A 17,341-nucleotide genomic window follows, 5' to 3' on the forward strand; every position below is an offset into this window, starting at 1 on the left:
TTCCTCCATTATTTAATCGAGTTAATTCTTTACCATTTTACCGGTTAAAGACGTATTTGTCCATGCGGTCAAAGGCCTTCTTGATCTGGCTGCTTGGAGAGGCCAGGTTTAGCCGGAAAGTGGTTGGCGCTTCAAAGAGCTTGCCGTCTTGCCAGCCGATCCCGTAGTCCCAGCCCAGTTTCAAGAGCTCCGGTTGGGTCATCTGGTGCTTTTCCAGCCACTCTTGGCAGTCCAGTAAGACCATGTAGGTGCCTTCCGGGCGGGCAGCGGTCACGCCGTCAAACTTGTCAATGTAGGAGAAGGCCAGGTCGACATTGTCCTGCAAAACTGGCAAAAGCTGGTCTAGCCAATTCTTGCCCTCAGCGCTATAAGCCCCGATTAAGGCGTGCTCAGACAGGACATTCATGGAGTTGTAAACCAGCTTGGCTGAGATAGATTCAACCCGTTCTCTAATGGCCTTGTTGTAGATGACATGGTAGCTGCCAATTAGCCCTGCCAGGTTAAAGGTCTTTGATGGGGCGTAGAAGGCCAAAACGTGCTCTTTAGCCCAATCGCTGACGCTTTGAACGGTGGTCAAGTGGTGTCCTGGCAAGATTAAATCGGACCAGATGCCATCGCTAATTACCCAGCAGTCATTTTGCTCATAAACCTCGACGGCCTTCTTGATTTCTTCTTCCGTCCAAACGCGCCCGCAAGGGTTGTGGGGGTTGCAGAAGATGGCTACATGGATCTGGTTTTCCTTAATCTTTTTATCCATGTCTTCATAGTCCATCCGCCAGACGCCATTTTCATCCTGCTTTAAAGGACTGTGGACGATTTGGTAGCCATTGTCCTTAAGTACGTGGGTAAAGCCCATGTAGGTTGGAGAATGGACCAGGACCTTGTCGCCGGCTGAGGCAAAAACTTTCAAAGCTGACAAGACGCCGCCTAAGACACCATTTTCGTAGCCAATGGCTTCTCTTGGCAGGTCGTCCACGCCCTTACGTTCCTTGTGCCAGTCGATAATGGCTTGGTAGTATTCGTCGCTTGCTTCAAAGTAGCCAAAGGCTGGGTGCTGGGCTCTTTTGATGATGGCGTCCGTGATGGAGTCGGCAGTTGGGAAGTTCATGTCGGCGATCCACATCGGAATCGTGTCAAAGCCATCTTTGGCCTTGTCTGGGGCAAAGCCGTCACCAGCACCAATGGCATCAACGGCCAAGGCATCATGGCCGTGCCGGTCAAGCAGTTTGGTAAAGTCGTATTCTTTCATCAGGTATTTTCCTCAATTTCTATTAATCCAAAACTTACATAATTTATTATATTCCTGTTTCTAACAAAGGGGAAAATGGATTTAATGTTCGGAAATAGAAAGAAATACTGGTAAGGCTTACAACACTAAATTATATAGTAAGTGAGTAATTATTAATTGCTAAATTTCAGAAAAGAAAAGGCTTTATCAAGCATATTCTTTGCGTTATATTAAAAGTGAAAAGAGTGCAATTTAATAATGATCTTTTACCAACAAGAGGGTCTTTGAGGGGGAAGCATCATGAAAAAAGACAAGCGGCAAAGAAAGATAAAGACGAAAACCGGTCTTGGCATCCTCTCTCTGGTCATTGCCATTGGCGTGATTGCCTTAGGCTATCTGACCTACCGGGTAGTGAAGGTCGTGCAATTGTCTAAGCAAGTTGATGTCCAAGTCGATGGCAGCCAAAAGTATAAGTCCCTTTCCAGTAAGAAACTTTGGCAGAAATATGAAAACTGTGATCCGGCTGACATCATTACGGGTAATATAGCTGCCAAGAAAAAAGAGGCAGCCATTGTTTTTGCTGGTTTATCTGAAAGCAGCGAAACGAATGAAAAGATTCTGGACTACTTAAAGCAAGCCAAGATCCAGGCCACTTTTGCTATTCCAGCTGCTAGAGCCCGGGAAAATGACGGCTTTATCAAAGAGCTAAAAAAGAGTGGGCAAAAGCTTGCAGGCAATGGCTTGACTGGGACGGAAACCGCCTCTTTGTCGGCTGCTAGCCTGTTAGGCAAGCTCAACTTAGCCCAAAAGACCCTGGGCCAAGAGAGCCGGCAGCAGGTCAAGCAGCTCTATCTCCCTATCAGCAACTTGTCTTTTTACAAAATGGCCCAGGCGACTGGCTATGAGCAGGTGATTGCGCCTAAAGACAGCGACGTTTTAGACCGGACCAGCTTTAAGACAAAGACCGCCGTGTCAACCTACGTTAGCCACCTGACCGGGCAGCGGATCATTTTGGTCAACCTCGCCCAGGTCAAGCAGCCGGTCCACCAGGAGCCAACGATCGTAGCCGCCAAGCCAGCCTTAGACAAGCAGGCTAGTTTAAATGACCAAAAGAGCACCAAGAAACAGGAATTGGACGTGGACCAGCTGACCAAATACCTGCTAGCATCCCTAAAAAAGCAGAAAATTCCGGTCGTACCCTTAAACCAATTGGGGAAAAAGTCGCTTGCGGAATACATGCAAGACCTGCTTCAAAAGCCAGCCTATGCCCCGGTTTATCGCTACTCCTTGACGCGTAAAAAGGAAATCGCACCTGTTTTCCGGGATGTGGCAACGGCCAAGCAATACCAGGCCATTAAGAAAGCTCTCAAGAAGTATCAAGCAACTGGCAGCTTTTTTGTCGATAGCCAAACCCCGCTCAGCCTGGTCAAGCAGATTAAGCAGGATGGCTATGGAGTTGAAATTTCCAGTCAAACTGGTCTTTTGACCAAGATGACTGCCTGGAAGTACCTGTCAGACAATCAGGAGCGCTTGACTAAAGAGGGGATTAGTCCTAAAGCCTACCTGCTCGGGAAAAATGACCAAGTAAAAGCTGTCAGAGCGGCGGCTTATGAAGCTGACCTGATCCCGGTTAAGGCTCAAACAAGCAATAGTAAGCTTGAATCAGGTTACTACTACGAATTTAGCGGAGAAAAATGGGATCAAAATAGTAAAAAGAAATTGGATGCTTTTTTACAAAAAGCTAAAAAAGAAAAATACCAAACTGTCAAAATTTCTTCATTGCTCTCGAGCCAAAAGATCAAGCGCCTGCCTAGTAGGCAAATCCAGACTCTGAGAAAGCAGAATAACGGTAAAAAGAGTAGCTACCAGAAAATGGTGCTGACCACTGAACCAGCCCTCAGCCTCCTCTTTACCAACCTGGGCCATGGAGCTGCTGACCTAGATGCCGGACGGATCGTCAAAAGTCGGGGCGGGCAAGCCACCTTTGCAGCGACTTATAGTGAGTTAGTCGACCAAAACCAGGAAATAGAGACTTTGCTTGAGGAAGGCCATGAACTGGCCATGGTTTACCAGCCATCGTCGGCTTTTCCAGCGACTTTCAAGGGTACGGTCAACTACCTCCACAACTGCCTGGCCTACGCCAAGTGGCGGTATGATTACCAGCCTAAGCTAGTCTTTTTAGCCCCGAAAAATGCCAAAAAGGGCGTCTTAGAAGCCATCAAGGCCGAGGGGATGCAGGCTATTGGCGCCAGCCAGTCCCTGATCAAGGCGAAAACTAATGATTCTTCTGATAAGACTATCAAAAAGAACATGACAGGCATCTCGAAAATTCGCTTCACCCGGGGCGGGATCGAGCGGATCAACCTGGGCTACTACGACCAAGATGATGGAGCCAGTGATGGCTCAAGTACAGTCATGGGTTCCATGGTTAAGGCGATATTAAAGGCCAAGCTGGACGCCATTGCCTACCATCCAAATGGCAAGAAAAAGTTGGCCAAGGCTAGCGAATATCAGTTGAAAACCGTTACTAGTCTTTTAAATTCAAAAGACAAGTACGCCTTCAACAGCAAGAAGAGTGACTTGGTCTTAGCTGGAAAAAATGACCTGGCAAAGCTGCATCCTTACTGGAAGCAGTTTGCCTACATCCAGCGTCACTACCTCGGCAGCAACTTTATCACGTCACCGGTCAAGATGCCTGGTTTTGACTACTGGGAAACCAACCGCCTGGACCAGGTAGGTCGGTTGACTAATAAGAAGGTGCTCTTCTTAACCTTTGACGACTGGGGGACCGACCAGTCCATCAACAAGCTCCTCTACGTTTTGAAAAAGCACCGCGTCAAGGCCACCTTCTTTGTCTTAACCCAGAACGTCCAGAATAACCCGAACTTGCTGAGAAGCATTGCTGAAGATGGCCACGAAGTTGCCAGCCACTCGGATTCTCACACGCCCTTGGCCATCGCCAACAAGTCCTACACCCGCTACCACTCCTTAAGCAAAAAGCAGGTCAAGAGCATGCGCAAAGACCTAGCGCGGTCTTATGCCAAGCTGAATAAGTATGTCGGCGACGTGAAAGTGGACGGGAAGAAGGCCCTGTCCTTAGACTTCCGCCCGCCAACTCTGGAAGTGTCCAAAAATGGCCTAGAAACCGTCTTTAATGTGGGTTTTAACTATGCCATCTCTGGCGACGTTTCGACCAATGACTATGAAAAAAAGTCATTTGCCAGCTTGTTAAACGCCTTGAAAAATGGGTCACCATCTTCGGCTGACGATTACCAGGTCACCAACGGCTCAGTCATCGTCATGCACATGTTGGAAAATGCCAAGTATACGGCGCAGGTACTTGATGTGATGATCCCAATTTGGCAAAAAGAGGGGTATAAGTTTGCCACGATCGACCAGTACACCAAGGCCTATAGTCAAAACTGGGGCAAGTAGCTTTTTTAATTGTGAAAAAGTATAAGAGAAAAAGGTGATAGAAAATGGAAACGAAAATCTTAGACAAGCTAGCAAACGGCGGTGCCCTCTGCGTGGTGGGCCTGGGCTATGTCGGCCTGCCCCTAGCCATCGCCTTTGCCAAAAAGGTAAAAACCATCGGCTTTGACATCAATGAAGACAAGATCAAGGCCTACCAAAAAGGCATCGACTTGACTCGTGAAGTTGGCGACCAAGCTGTGATGGACAGCCAGATTCTTTTTACCAGCGATCCCAAGCAAATCAAAGAAGCGGATTTTGTCATCGTGGCCGTCCCAACCCCGGTTTATAGCGACAACAACCCGGACCTGCGGCCGCTAGCAGGGGCCAGTCAAGTGGTGGGACAAAACCTGAAAAAAGGCGCCATCGTCTGCTTTGAATCGACCGTTTACCCCGGCATTACCGAAAACTACTGCGGCCCGATCATCGCTAAGGCCAGCGGATTAAAAGCCCGGACCGACTTTAAACTGGCCTATTCGCCTGAGCGAATCAATCCCGGCGACCAGGTGCACCGCCTGACCAATATTAACAAGATCGTGTCTGGGCAAGACGCAGTTACTTGCCAGGCAGTCAAAAGCGTCTATGACCTGGTGATCGAGGAAACGGTGCCCATATCCTCCATCAAGGCGGCTGAAGCCATCAAGGTGACGGAAAATACCCAGCGCGACGTCAACATTGCCTTCATGAATGAGTGCGCGGAAATTTTTGACAAGATGGGCATTGATACCGGCGAGGTTTTGAAGGGGATGCGGACCAAGTGGAATGCGCTGGACTTTAAGCCAGGTCTGGTCGGTGGCCACTGTATCGGGGTTGACCCATACTACCTGATTAACGAGGCGGAAAAAGTTAACGCGGATGCTACGCTGTTAAAAATCAGTAGAGAGATCAACAACCAGGCCGCCTTCTTCGTCAGAGACAAGACCTTAAAGCTCTTGACTTTGACAGGCCTGCCGGTCAAGGGAATGCGGGTTGGCGTTTTGGGCATTACCTTTAAGGAAAATGTGGGGGATGCCCGGAACTCCAAAGTCATCGACATCATCAATGGTCTCAAGGAATACGGAATCGAGGTCCTGGTTTATGACCCGCACGCTGATCCTCGTGACATTTGGCAAAAATATGGGGTCAAACTGGCTCCCAGATCAGCCATGCATGACTTGAACGGCTTAGTCGTCGCCGTTGCTCACCGGGAATTTCTGGATCTTGATTTGGACCGCTTTTTCAAAAAGGACCTAGTTCCGCAAGACCGGGTCCTGGTGGATGTCAAGTCCATTTATCCAAAGGAAAGGTTAGAGAAACTCGGCTATTCCTACTGGCAACTGTAGTTTTTTCGTAAAAGAGGGTAGCCAACAGCTGTAAAAAAATGTAATCAAAAATATCAATTTAAGTTTACTAGTATCTATTAGTAGACTTTTCTATTCTAGGTCGTGTTTTTAATGTTTTAGGACGAGTTTTATGATAAACTATGATTGAATACGAACATATGACCGCAATGAGAAAGCAGCTTCCAAAAATGACCAGAAAAACGAAAAGAACTCAGACTAAAACGATCAGAGCTTATACCGTAAAACTGACTGATGAAGAAATTAAAGAGCTGGATGAGCTGTTTGCTGGCTACGGCAGATGCAAGGATTTGCTCTATGCTCAGCTGTGCGGCATCAACCACATGACGGACGTCAAACAGTGGCACGGCCCTAGAGACAGAATCCGCAAGCACGACGGTGAAATCAAGAAGGCTCGCAAAGCGGTCAAAGACTGGAAAAAGGCCTATAAGAAGAATAAAGCTCAAGGGCTGAAATCACCTGACGCAAGAACGGTCAGACTTTCAAAACAAAAGCTTCTGAATGAGCAGTTTGGAATTCAAGGCCGCCATGCAACAGAAGCAGTTAAAGACGTGTGCATGAACCTCAATTCCATGTGGTCAAATCTTGGCTTAAAACTGAAAAAGCAGGTGCAAGCCAATGAAATCTTGGATAGCGCTGAGCGCCAGTATCTTAATTACGTCTTTACTTCACCATATTACTGGCAGCTTATTCTGCAGGGACGCGAAAACGAGGCAAAGCCAAACGAAGAAGATAGCCAATATCCTTCGTTAAGAGCATCTCTAACCAAAGAACAGCTTCGGCATTGTGCTGGATACATCAGACGACTTACCAGAAAGCATAAGCCATACCCTCATTCAAGTTCCGCACGATGCATGCTCTGTGATGAAATAATGTGGAGTGTGGTCGAAAAAGACGGCTCAAGCTATTTGGAAATCATGACGGCAAAGCGCGGAAAGAAAAAGCAGTTTAAGCTGACCGGACTATACTGCTATGCCAACAAGAAGAAGCGTGGCGACATTCAGCTAATTCTTGACAAAAACAAGAAGCGGCTGGAAGTTCATCGCGCTATCAAGTCGGTTGTGAGCAACAAGCGCAATCTACATAAAAAACTGGGCATGGACAAGGGTATGGCCACTCTTATTTCGTGCAGCAGCGGTCAAGAATACGGAGCAAACTTCAGCAAGCTTGTAAGTGCCGAAGCCGAACGGATCAATCGCCGCAATACGAATACATCCAGCCAGCAAAAGAACTGAGACGGCAAAGATCAAACTTGCAAAAGAAACTGGCAGGTACTCATTCTGCCAAGACAAACAAGCGCATCAGATGCCAAATTGGCAGCATTGAGCGACAAATCGCTCATTTGGAAAAGCACCACCTCGGCAATAAGCTTTATCGTCGGCAACATGAGAGAAAGCAGAACAACATGGAACGGATGATGAACGTAAGCATTAGGCAGATGCTTATAACCGAAGAACCAGACGTCCTTGTCAAAGAAGATCTGAGCTTTACCAAAGAAAAGCTGCCAAGAGCATCAAGCCGCTATGAGGCAAAGGCAAGGCGCAAGCTGTCTTCATGGGCGAAAGGAACATTGAACAAGCGCCTCGAGTATCTATGTGCCAGTCAAGAAATTAAGACGGTCGATGTCAACCCAGCGTATACGTCACAGTTCTGTCCAAGATGTGGCGCACACTTTACCGAAAGAAAAGGCATGCATCATGAGACCGCAGTCTGTCCAAATTGCGGAGAGATGAATGCAAATACGGCTGCCGCCGTAAATATCTTGCGAAGGATGGATGACAAAGAAATAACGCTGTACACCCCATATCGGAAGGTTGAAAAGATTCTTGAAGATCGTTATGCAAATAAGCAGGCAGTGATGGCATAATCCATCAGTCAAAGCGTCACAAGCGTGGGCTCGCCCCTGCTTCAAGTCTAGGACTGGGCGCTGCCCTAGAGCCTCGGCACTAGGGAAAATTAGGACATATTCCTGCCTGCTTTACAGACATGGCCTCCGGGCTTTGCTTGTGAAGCATGGCGAACTCTTTGACTGTGCGTATGATAAAAGCATCAGAAGCTAGGGCTCCCCCTAGTGGAGGTGCATACAACCGAACGCACAAGGCATTTCCTCGTGAAAAAGCCTAAAAAAACCTCTAGCTTTGGCTAGAGGACAAGAATGTGTTTAATGATATTCACCTGAATAGCATTGGATATGTTTTTGAATTCGGGAGGGCAGAAAGATGACTGAAGCAAAGACAGAAGTAACTACGGAAATAAAGGCAGAAAATAAGAAAAAAGAGAAGGACCAAGATGTCCTCTTAAAGGAAAAAGGTGACCGGCGCCTCCTGCCGCACGTACCAGACCCCACCGGCCAAAGAAGCATCCTGGACCGGCGGGGCAAGTATACGGACGACGAGGACCTGACGACTCTCTTAAGAGAGCACCAACTGGGCGTCCGCTACGTGAGCGATTTTCCGGTCAAGGTCAAGGCCGAGAAAAAGGGCAAACCGGTGATTTTTACCGGGACCTGCCGGGACATTTCGGATACGGGGATGCTTTTAGTCGCAAATGACGACTTTGATGACGTCAAAGACTGTAAAAACGTCCACCTCAAGTTCAAGGTGCCGGCTGGCTCCATGCCAGAAGGCCACGAGATGAAGTTCAAGATCACTGGGCAAATCGTCAGAAGCGTTGACAGCCAAAAAGCGGTCGGCATCGAATTTTCACAAAGCCTGCCCAGTTACCTGGACCGGCATAAAGACCGCTACTTGCTGGTTTCAGCCTCTTTGGCCCTGGCCTTTGTGGCCTTTTGCGTGGTTTTGATGCGGGCTGAATCGGTCATCTACTTTAAGTACAATGCTCTCTTATATTCATACTCCCTGATCGCGGCAGCCTTTTTGCTAACGCGTTACCTCTTTGGGGCTCTCTATCAGCCGGTGCCGGTCAATCCCGACTTTACCCCGTCAGTCACCATCGTGATTCCTTGTTTTAACGAAGAAAAATGGATCCAAAAAACCATCCTGTCTTGTCTTGACCAGGCCTATCCAGTTGACAAGCTCAAGGTCTATGTGGTGGACGACTGCTCCACTGACCGGTCGGTAGAAAAAATCAATGAGCTGATTGACAAGCTGGTCAAAAGCGAAGGCCAAAGATATGACGTCAAAGATCGGGTCAAGTGCTTTGTCCAAGAAAAGAATGCTGGCAAGCGGGCCGCCTTGGTTCGGGGCGTGGAAAATACGGATACAGATCTAGTCATGTTCGTTGACTCTGACTCTTTTTTAGAGCCAGATGCCGTGCGCAACCTGGTTCAGCCCTTCCAAGATCCGAAAATGGGGGGCTGCGCTGGACGTTGCGACGTGGCCAACACCTACACCAATGCCTTGACCGAGATGCAGTCGGTCCGCTACTACATCGCCTTCCGGATCATGAAGGCGGCAGAGGGCGTTTTTGATGCCGTCACCTGTTTAAGCGGGCCACTTTCTTGCTACAGAAGAGAATTGGTCATGAAGTATAAGGACCGCTGGGTCCACCAGCGCTTTTTGGGCCACAAGGCCACCTTTGGCGATGACCGGGCCATGACCAACTTCATCCTCCGCCACCACCGCTGCACTTACCAAGATACGGCGGTCTGCTCAACCATCGTGCCCAAAAAACACCGGGTTTTTTTAAAGCAGCAGATGCGCTGGAAGCGATCCTGGCTAAGAGAATCGCTCATGGCGGGCCGCTTTATGTGGACGAAAGAACCTTATGCGGCCATCAACTTTTACATCGGTCTGATTGTACCGATCATGGCGCCGGTTGTCGTCGTCTACAACCTGATGTACGTGCCGCTGACCCAGCACATTTTTCCGAAAACCTTCTTAGTGGGGCTGCTCCTCATGAGTCTGATGATGTCCTTTGCCCAGCTGCTCTTAAGAAAAAGTACCACCTGGACCTTCGGCTTTCTCTTTTGCATGTACTACGAGCTGATTTTGCTCTGGCAGATGCCGATTGCCTGGGTGACCTTCTGGAAGTCTACTTGGGGGACGCGGCAAACGCCAAGCGACGTGAAGGCCGCACAAAAGAAGGCTGCTAAAAAGAAGGAAAGAGAAGAAAAGAAAGAGGCTAGAAAAGAAGCCAAGCGGCAAGTAAACCGCCAAGAAGGGGGCGATGGCGATGACAGAGGAAAAGCAGGAACAGGAACCCACGCTTAAACAGAAGCATTTTTACTTGCAAAGCAAGAAGGACTGGATCAAGTTTATCCGCTCCATCCTGGAATGGATCAGCCTGATCCTCTTAGGCGTCGTCATCTTCCGCGCACTGTTTATCACTAAGACCTATCAGCCTTATGACAGAAATGATCCCAAGATTGTGGACGGCAAAGACCACGGCTTTATCGCCCTGTCTTATTTTGGCGTCGACCGGGAGGGAACGGACACCCTGATTTCTCTGGCGCGGCTGGAAGAAGAATTGACCACCTTGAAAAAGCTGGGCTATGTGACCGTAAGCCAAAAAGACGTAGAGAATTACTATTACCACAAAAAGCCCCTGCCCAAAAAAGCCCTCTTCTTAGTTTTTGAAGACGGGCGGCGGGACACGGTGCTGTTTACCGAAAAATTGCTGGAAAAACTGAATTACCAAGCCACCATCTTGACCTATGCTGAAAAGTTCAAAAATAACGACCAGAAATTCGTCTCGGTCAAGGACTTAAAGCGGCTCAGTAAAGAAGGCTTTTGGCAGCTGGGGACCAATGGCTACCGCCTGTCTTACATCAATACCTATGACCGCTATCACCGCTTTTTAGGCGAGCTGGATTCTCGGGAATTCATCGAGATCAACCAGTATATCGGACGCAATTACAACCACTACCTGATGGATTATGAGCGAGACAAAAACGGGATCCCGACCGAAAGCACCAAGCAGATGAAGAAACGGATCGACCGCGACTACCAGCTGATGAAGAAGATCTATTCTAAGCAAGTTGGCAAGGTGCCGGACCTTTACGCCATTATGCACTCCAACACCAGCCGCTACGGGGATAATGCCAATGTATCGGCTGAAAATGCGGTAAATTTGGAAAGCCTTTTTAAAATGAACATCAACCGGGAAGGCTACTCCTTTGACAACCGGAAGAATTCCATCTACGACCTGACCCGGATGGAGGTCCAGGCCTGGTGGTACCAAAACCACCTCTTGATGCGGATTAAAGACGACCTGCCGAAAAAAGATCGGAAAAATATCAAGTTTGTCAAAGGGAATCGGAAAAAGTACGACCAGTGGAAGCTGGTCAAGGGGGCTGCTGAATTCAAGAAAGATACAATTGCTCTGACGTCAGATTCGGAAAGCAATGGCCTCTTGACCTTGAAAAAGGCGCAGGGGAAGACTTTTCACCTGAAATGCGAGCTCCTTGGCAACAAGATTGGCCAGCAGACTATTTACCTGGGCACCCAGGGGACGGCCAACAAGAAGCACAATTTTTCCAGCTACTTGTCTTTGTCCTTAGAAAATAACCAGCTTTACCTCAGACAAAAGTCAGGCGGAGCCATCAAGACCCTGCTTAAGCAAGATATGTACAAGCTCCACGATGACCACCCAGTGTCTATCCCCGAAGACAAGAAGGCGGCGCTGGTCGCCGAGCTCAAGACCCGGGGCAAGTTTGCCAAAAATTCGACCTTGGCTGAGCTTTACCAGATGAAGGCTTTTAAGGAAAAGCAGAAGAAGGTCAAGTCGGTCAAGCAGGGGGCCAAAGAGTACATCCCGGAAATCCAAATCAACGACCCCGGCGATGTGAAAGTCGACTTAATGGTAACAGGCAATAAGGTTTGGCTGACGGTTGACGGCAAAAAGCTGGTCAAGGGCCAAGCCGTAAAGGCGACTAACGGCGGGATTGCGCTCGAGAGTGCTTTTGGCGGCTTTGGCGAAAGCCAGCGCAATATCGCAGACGATGTCTATGATGGGGCCTTCCAGAACTTAGTCGTCACTAATGCGTCAGGTTCTAAGACCTACGTTGACGAGCGCCTTCACGGCTGGGACTTAGTCAAAGACAAGTGGGACAGCTTCTGGAACAAGATCGTTGACTGGTTCATCGTTAACCTGTAGGAAAAATTGAGGAAATATCGATGAAAAAGATAATGAGTATTTTGCTAGCCACTGGGCTAGCTTTTTCCTTAAGCGGCTGTCAAAAGGCCAATAATCGCAGCAATACGGAAAATAAGCATCATGTGGTGAGTCAAGAATCCGAAATCAAGTCCCTGAAAAAGTACCACCCATATGTCTGGACCGTTTATTGGGGGAAGAACGATAATTTGACCAGCCTGTATCAAAACTCAGGCAATTTGTCAGGGATTGGCGATTTTGCGGCCTACTATACAAGTTCAGGAAAAATCTTTTTGCCTAGGCATGCCGAGGACCTGGTCAGCCAAGCTAACGCTTCGACCAGCCTCAAGTGTCCGGTCTATTTGACCGTGGTCAATGACACGGCTAAGGAACAAAAGAGCCAGGCGCTGCTGGAAAAAATCCTGAAAGATGCTGCAACGCAGACTAAGGCAGCCAAGGCGATTGTGTCCTTAGCCAAGAAGGAAGGCTTTTCCGGCGTTGAACTGGACTATGAAAATCTGGGAGAAGCACGCGACTTGTGGCAGAAGTATTTCGCCTTTGAAAAGATCCTGTATTCGCTTTGCCAAAAAGACAAGCTGAAATTGCGCGTTCTGCTGGAGCCCAAGGTGCCTAAGCTGGCTTTTCCGTCTGGCCCGACCTATGTGGTCATGTGCTACAACCTCTATGGCTATGGTACCAAGGCCGGTCCTAAGGCTGACTACGCCTTTTTGGATAAAACGGCAAAAAAGTTTGCCTACCTGAAGCCTGACTATGCGCTGGCTGATGGCGGCTTTGCTTTTGGCAAAAATGTCACGCCCTTGACGCCTAGCCAGATCCAACAGGAGGGGAGCCGGGATGCTAAAAGCGGGGCGCTGCACTACCAAAAAGGCGGCAAGACCGTGTGGTATGCCGACGGTCAAACGCTCAAGCGCTGGGCCGACCGCCTGCAAAAGCATAGCAGCTATCCCATTAAGATCAGTTTGTGGCGGCTAGAATAAGATCAACAGAAAAAATTCAATAATCTTTTAGACAAAAGAAAAGGAGGAAACCTGGTGGTTTCCTCCTTTTTGGTGAGAAGTTACAGAGATCTAAATCAATACTTTGAAATAATGCTATTAAAACTATTATGCTTTTTCCTAAATTGTACTTTTTGAAAACGATACGCAGTTACAATTCAGATGCTTTTTCCTTAAAACATGCCAAGCAGCAATTGCTTGATTTCAGCCATGCTTGGTTGGCGTGGGTTTTGGACGGTGCATTGGTCATCGTAAACCCGGTCAATCATGTCTGGCAGGGCCTTGTCAAAGGCTTCCTTGGTAACGCCGTTGGCTGACAAGGATGGCTTGATGTCACAAGCCTTCATCAAGTCCCGGATCCGCTTGCAAAGGGCATCAACTAGTTCGGCATCGGTGTTGCCTTTAAGGCCCAGACTTCTAGCGATGTCAGCGTAGTCTTTTTGCGCGCGGTAAACTTCGTAACGTGGGTATGGCGTCCGCTTGACGTTGCCGCTAGCCCCGTTGAACTTGATGACTGGGATCATGGAAATGGAGATGCAGAGGCCGTGCGGGAAGCCGAAGGCACCGCCCAGCTTGTGGGCAATAGAGTGGTTCAAGCCTAAGAAAGCGTTAGCAAAGGCCATCCCGGCCAAGGTTGCGGCGTAGTGCATGTTTTCCCGGGCCTTTTCACCCTCATAAGTTGGGTGACTTGGGTCGTACTTGTAAGAGGCTTCCAAGTTGTTCATGATCAGCTGAATTGCCTTGAGTGACCATGGGCGGGTGAAGTCGCTGGCAGCAACAGAAACATAGCTTTCAAGGGAGTGGGACAAGCAGTCAAAGCCGGAGAAGGCAACCGTGTGCTTTGGCACTGTCATGACGAATTCTGGGTCAACGATGGCCACTTGCGGTGTCAGTTCGTAGTCGGTCAATGGGTACTTGACGTGCTGCTTGTCGTCGGTGATAACTGCGTAAGGGGTGACTTCTGAGCCAGTCCCTGACGTGGTTGGGATGCAGATCAGGCTCGTGTGAGTTTCGTGCTTGAACTTGACAATCCGTTTTCTGATGTCGACGAACTTTTGTTGCAGTTCCTTGAAGAGTTCTGCCACGTTGTCGTAGTTGTCCAGCCAGCCATCTGCTTGATCCAAGCTGTATTCGTAGATGTAGCGGGCGATCTTAGCCACGTCTAGGGCTGAGCCACCGCCGATAGCAATAATGGTGTCAGGACCAAAGTTCTTCATTTCCTTGGCGATCTTGATGGCTTGTGACAGTGGCGGGTCTGGCAAGACTTCGCTGTAAATAGTGGTGTCAACGTGGTTGTCCCGCAGGGCTAGTTCTTCATAGATCTTGTCCACGAAGTGGAACTTGACCATGCCTGGGTCAGAAACGATGAAGGCACGGGAGATGTCTTGTTCATTTTCATCTGACAGGTAGGTAATTGAGTTCTTTTCGTAAAAAATCTTCTGCGGCAGGCGGATCCATTGTGGCCGGTTCCGTCTCTTAGCAATCGTTTTAACGTTCAGCAAGTCTGAAGTTGATAAGTTGTGTGACAATGAGTTCTTCCCCCATGAACCAGTACCTAAAGTTAAACTTGGCCGTAAGCCGTCGGTGTAAATGTCGCCGATGCCGCCCAGAGCGTCTGGCTGGTTGACTAGGACTCTAGAAGCTTGTACAGCCTTGCCGTATTCGTCAATGAAGGGGTCGTTTGGTGAGCCGATTTGGATGGCGGCATTGTGGCCGGCCCCTTGGTAGTTAAGGAGGGCTTTGACGATCTTGATGGCATCTTTGCGGTCTTTAGCTTTGTAAACGGACAGGAGCGGAGATAATTTTTCACTGGATAATTTTTCACCGATATTCTTAGGGTCCAGTTCAAAAAGCAAGACGTCCTTGCCTTCCGGCAGGTCAACGCCGGCGTGTTCACAAATCCAGCGGGCGCTCATCCCGGCAACCGGGCCGTTAACGCCGTGCTTGTCGTTAAAGACGAAGTCAGCCAGCTTTTGGTAGTCCTTCTTAGGCACTAAGTAAGCACCCTTGTCTTGCATCATTTGCAGCCACTTGTCGTAAACCGGAGCTTCAACAACTGCTGAATTTTCGGTGGCGCAGACCATCGAGTTGTCAAACCGCTTTGAAAGCAGGATGTCTTCAACTGCCCGGTCAAGGAAGGCCGTGTGGTCAACATAAACCGCACCGTTGCCGGCCCCAACCCCCATGGATGGGTTGCCGGACTTCAAAGCTGCGTGCACCATGCCAGGACCACCAGTTGCTAAGATGGAAGCGATCTTTGGGTTTTGGATCAAGGCAGTGGTGTTTTCCAGACTGGCCTTGTCGATCCACTGGATGATGTTCTTTGGGGCACCCGCCTTTAAAGCTGCGTCATACAGGATTTGGGCAGCGTGGATTGAGCACTTTTGTGCCTTTGGGTGGAAGGAGAAGATGATGGCGTTTCTAGTCTTCAGGGCTACCAGGATCTTGAACATGGTAGTGGAAGTTGGGTTGGTGGTTGGGACGATCCCGGCTAAAACGCCTAGAGGGGAGGCAACCTTCACATAGCCTTCAACGCTGTTTCTTTCGATGATGCCGACGGTCTTGTCGTGCTTAATGGCGTTGTAGACATTTTCTGTGGCAAAGCGGTTCTTGGTGTCCTTGTCTTCAACTACCCCGCGGCCAGTTTCGTCAACTGCTTCGTGAGCCAGCTCAAGAGAGGCTTCACTGCCGGCCAAGGCCATGGCAGCGACGATCTTGTCGACCTGCTCTTGGGTGTAGGTTGAATACTTTTCTTCAGCAACGACTGCTTGGTCAACCAGCTTGCCGGTATATTCCTTGGCGGCCGCCATTTTTTCTTCTGGTGTCAGCTCATTTTTCGTTACGGTTTGTGTTTTTGTACTAGTCATTTTTTTCTCCATAAAAAGCTAAATACATTTACCTTACTCAATTGAAAAGAGATTCATTATTTTCCTTTGTGAACCTTTTCACCTAGTATGATACCGCTTTTAGATTTAAAGTCAACAACTTTTAAAGCATTATTTTCCGCTGTAATTTTTGATAAAAACGCTTTCGTGCTACTTAGAGTAGAGAAGTGTAAGCGATGAAAAAAACTAGCTAAAGTGAACTTTTTCACTAAAAGAAGTCGAATCGAGCTTCAGTTTATGAGGTGAATCTTGTATATTATTTAGTAAGGAGATCATTTTGATGAACGAAAACATTATTGAAGTAAGCAGCTTTGACCAGCCTTTGCTGCGGCTGTTTGTCGATTATAACGAGTCCCAGCTCTTTCACTATTCAGAGCCGGACCCTGGCGTCTTTATCGCCGAAAGTCCCAAGGTGATCGAGCGGGCGCTGCGGGCAGGCTATGAGCCGCTCGCCATCTTGGCTGAGCAAAAATACCTTGACCGGGATTTGGCTGATCTAGAGCATGAATTAAAGACCAACCAAAATAGCAATTTATCCGCACTGGCCAAGACGCCGATCTTTGTAGCGCAAGGCGACATGCTCCGCCAGCTCCCTGGCTACAATCTCTTGCGCGGCGCCATTTGTGCTTTTAGGCGCAAGGAGCGGGCGAGCGTCCCAGACTTTTTAGCAGCTTTGCCGAAAAAGCCGCGGATCGCCATTTTGGAAAGCGTGGTTAACCCGACTAATGTGGGTGCCATCTTCCGGTCTGCCGCGGCCCTGGGGATTGACGGGATTTTGATCACGTCTGACTCCAGCGATCCGCTTTACCGCCGCTCGTCCCGCGTCAGCATGGGCACCGTCTACCAGATCCCGTGGACTTATTTTCCAAAAGAGGCCTGGCAGGAAAAGGGGATCGAGCTCTTGCATGAGGCCGGCTTTAAGACCGCGGCCATGGCGCTAAGAGAGGATACCATCAAAATTTCTGACCCCGCCTTGCAGGCTGAAGACAAATTGGCCATCATCCTGGGTTCAGAAGGGCCAGGCCTGCTTGAAGCAACGATCCAGCAGAGCGACTATACTATCAAGATCCCGATGAAAGATGGCGTTGATTCTTTGAACGTTGCCGCCGCCAGCGCCTTGGCCTTTTGGGAGCTGGGGCACAGTGAGAAATAGTCGTGGCTGTCTATATTAGGGGGAACCCGGCTCCGCGAACAAAGAAAAAGAGCAAGATTCTAACGAATCTTGCTCTTTTAACTTACTTACCTGAGTCGCCGTAGTTTGACAGCACCCGGGCACTAGGGTCGTTGACTGAGTCCAGACCAGCCCAAGTCTTGTTTGGCATCCAGAAGTCCTTGATCCATTCGGCC

8 protein-coding genes and 1 pseudogene are annotated in these 17,341 nt (G+C 48.8%); 7 read left to right on the forward strand and 2 right to left on the reverse strand.

From position 1 onward, the window contains the following. Positions 1 to 37 precede the first annotated feature (37 nt). The gene (locus ACI4WN_RS03420; RefSeq protein ID WP_439776967.1) at positions 38 to 1,249 is read right to left on the reverse strand and encodes a MalY/PatB family protein; all 1,212 of its coding nucleotides are present in this window, start codon (positions 1,247 to 1,249) and stop codon (positions 38 to 40) included. Between the two features lie 279 nt (positions 1,250 to 1,528). Between ACI4WN_RS03420 and ACI4WN_RS03425 the strand changes: the two genes are divergently transcribed. The 6 genes and pseudogenes from ACI4WN_RS03425 to ACI4WN_RS03450 all read left to right on the forward strand — a co-directional run bounded on the left by ACI4WN_RS03425 (position 1,529) and on the right by ACI4WN_RS03450 (position 13,091). After that, a complete protein-coding gene (locus ACI4WN_RS03425; RefSeq protein WP_439776968.1) occupies positions 1,529 to 4,663 on the forward strand; it encodes a polysaccharide deacetylase family protein in 3,135 nt (1,044 codons plus the stop codon). A gap of 44 nt (positions 4,664 to 4,707) precedes the next feature. Next, positions 4,708 to 6,021, forward strand: a complete 1,314-nt coding sequence (locus ACI4WN_RS03430; protein WP_439776969.1) for a nucleotide sugar dehydrogenase — start codon at positions 4,708 to 4,710, stop codon at positions 6,019 to 6,021. A gap of 188 nt (positions 6,022 to 6,209) precedes the next feature. Further along, positions 6,210 to 7,906 (forward strand): annotated as a pseudogene (locus ACI4WN_RS03435) (RNA-guided endonuclease TnpB family protein). 352 nt (positions 7,907 to 8,258) lie between these two features. Next, complete coding sequence (locus ACI4WN_RS03440; RefSeq protein WP_439776970.1) at positions 8,259 to 10,211, forward strand: glycosyltransferase; 1,953 nt, start codon at positions 8,259 to 8,261, stop codon at positions 10,209 to 10,211. Next, positions 10,174 to 12,096 carry a hypothetical protein gene (locus ACI4WN_RS03445; protein ID WP_439776971.1) on the forward strand — a complete coding sequence of 641 codons (1,923 nt, stop codon included), beginning with the start codon at positions 10,174 to 10,176 and terminating at the stop codon, positions 12,094 to 12,096. Before ACI4WN_RS03440 ends, ACI4WN_RS03445 begins: the two co-directional genes overlap by 38 nt. 20 nt (positions 12,097 to 12,116) lie before the next feature. Further along, on the forward strand, positions 12,117 to 13,091 hold the full coding sequence (locus ACI4WN_RS03450; RefSeq protein ID WP_439776972.1) for a hypothetical protein: 975 nt from the start codon (positions 12,117 to 12,119) through the stop codon (positions 13,089 to 13,091). Between the two features lie 191 nt (positions 13,092 to 13,282). Here ACI4WN_RS03450 and adhE read toward each other — a convergent pair whose 3' ends face one another. Beyond that, complete coding sequence (gene adhE, locus ACI4WN_RS03455; protein WP_439776973.1) at positions 13,283 to 15,976, reverse strand: bifunctional acetaldehyde-CoA/alcohol dehydrogenase; 2,694 nt, start codon at positions 15,974 to 15,976, stop codon at positions 13,283 to 13,285. A 298-nt stretch (positions 15,977 to 16,274) separates the two neighbouring features. Between adhE and ACI4WN_RS03460 the strand changes: the two genes are divergently transcribed. Beyond that, positions 16,275 to 17,147: a TrmH family RNA methyltransferase gene (locus ACI4WN_RS03460; RefSeq protein ID WP_439776974.1), complete on the forward strand. Its 873-nt coding sequence runs from the start codon at positions 16,275 to 16,277 to the stop codon at positions 17,145 to 17,147. Positions 17,148 to 17,341 lie beyond the last annotated feature (194 nt).

Origin of the sequence: Lactobacillus sp., from assembly GCF_051893255.1 — a bacterium.
Classification (GTDB): domain Bacteria; phylum Bacillota; class Bacilli; order Lactobacillales; family Lactobacillaceae; genus Lactobacillus.

Excerpts from the sequence above, each read along its gene's own strand:
- ACI4WN_RS03420 (WP_439776967.1), bottom strand. The coding sequence starts at position 1,249 with ATGAAAGAATACGACTTTACCAAACTGCTTGACCGGCACGGCCATGAT.
- ACI4WN_RS03425 (WP_439776968.1), top strand. The coding sequence starts at position 1,529 with ATGAAAAAAGACAAGCGGCAAAGAAAGATAAAGACGAAAACCGGTCTT.
- ACI4WN_RS03430 (WP_439776969.1), top strand. The coding sequence starts at position 4,708 with ATGGAAACGAAAATCTTAGACAAGCTAGCAAACGGCGGTGCCCTCTGC.
- ACI4WN_RS03440 (WP_439776970.1), top strand. The coding sequence starts at position 8,259 with ATGACTGAAGCAAAGACAGAAGTAACTACGGAAATAAAGGCAGAAAAT.
- ACI4WN_RS03445 (WP_439776971.1), top strand. The coding sequence starts at position 10,174 with ATGACAGAGGAAAAGCAGGAACAGGAACCCACGCTTAAACAGAAGCAT.
- ACI4WN_RS03450 (WP_439776972.1), top strand. The coding sequence starts at position 12,117 with ATGAAAAAGATAATGAGTATTTTGCTAGCCACTGGGCTAGCTTTTTCC.
- adhE (WP_439776973.1), bottom strand. The coding sequence starts at position 15,976 with ATGACTAGTACAAAAACACAAACCGTAACGAAAAATGAGCTGACACCA.
- ACI4WN_RS03460 (WP_439776974.1), top strand. The coding sequence starts at position 16,275 with ATGAACGAAAACATTATTGAAGTAAGCAGCTTTGACCAGCCTTTGCTG.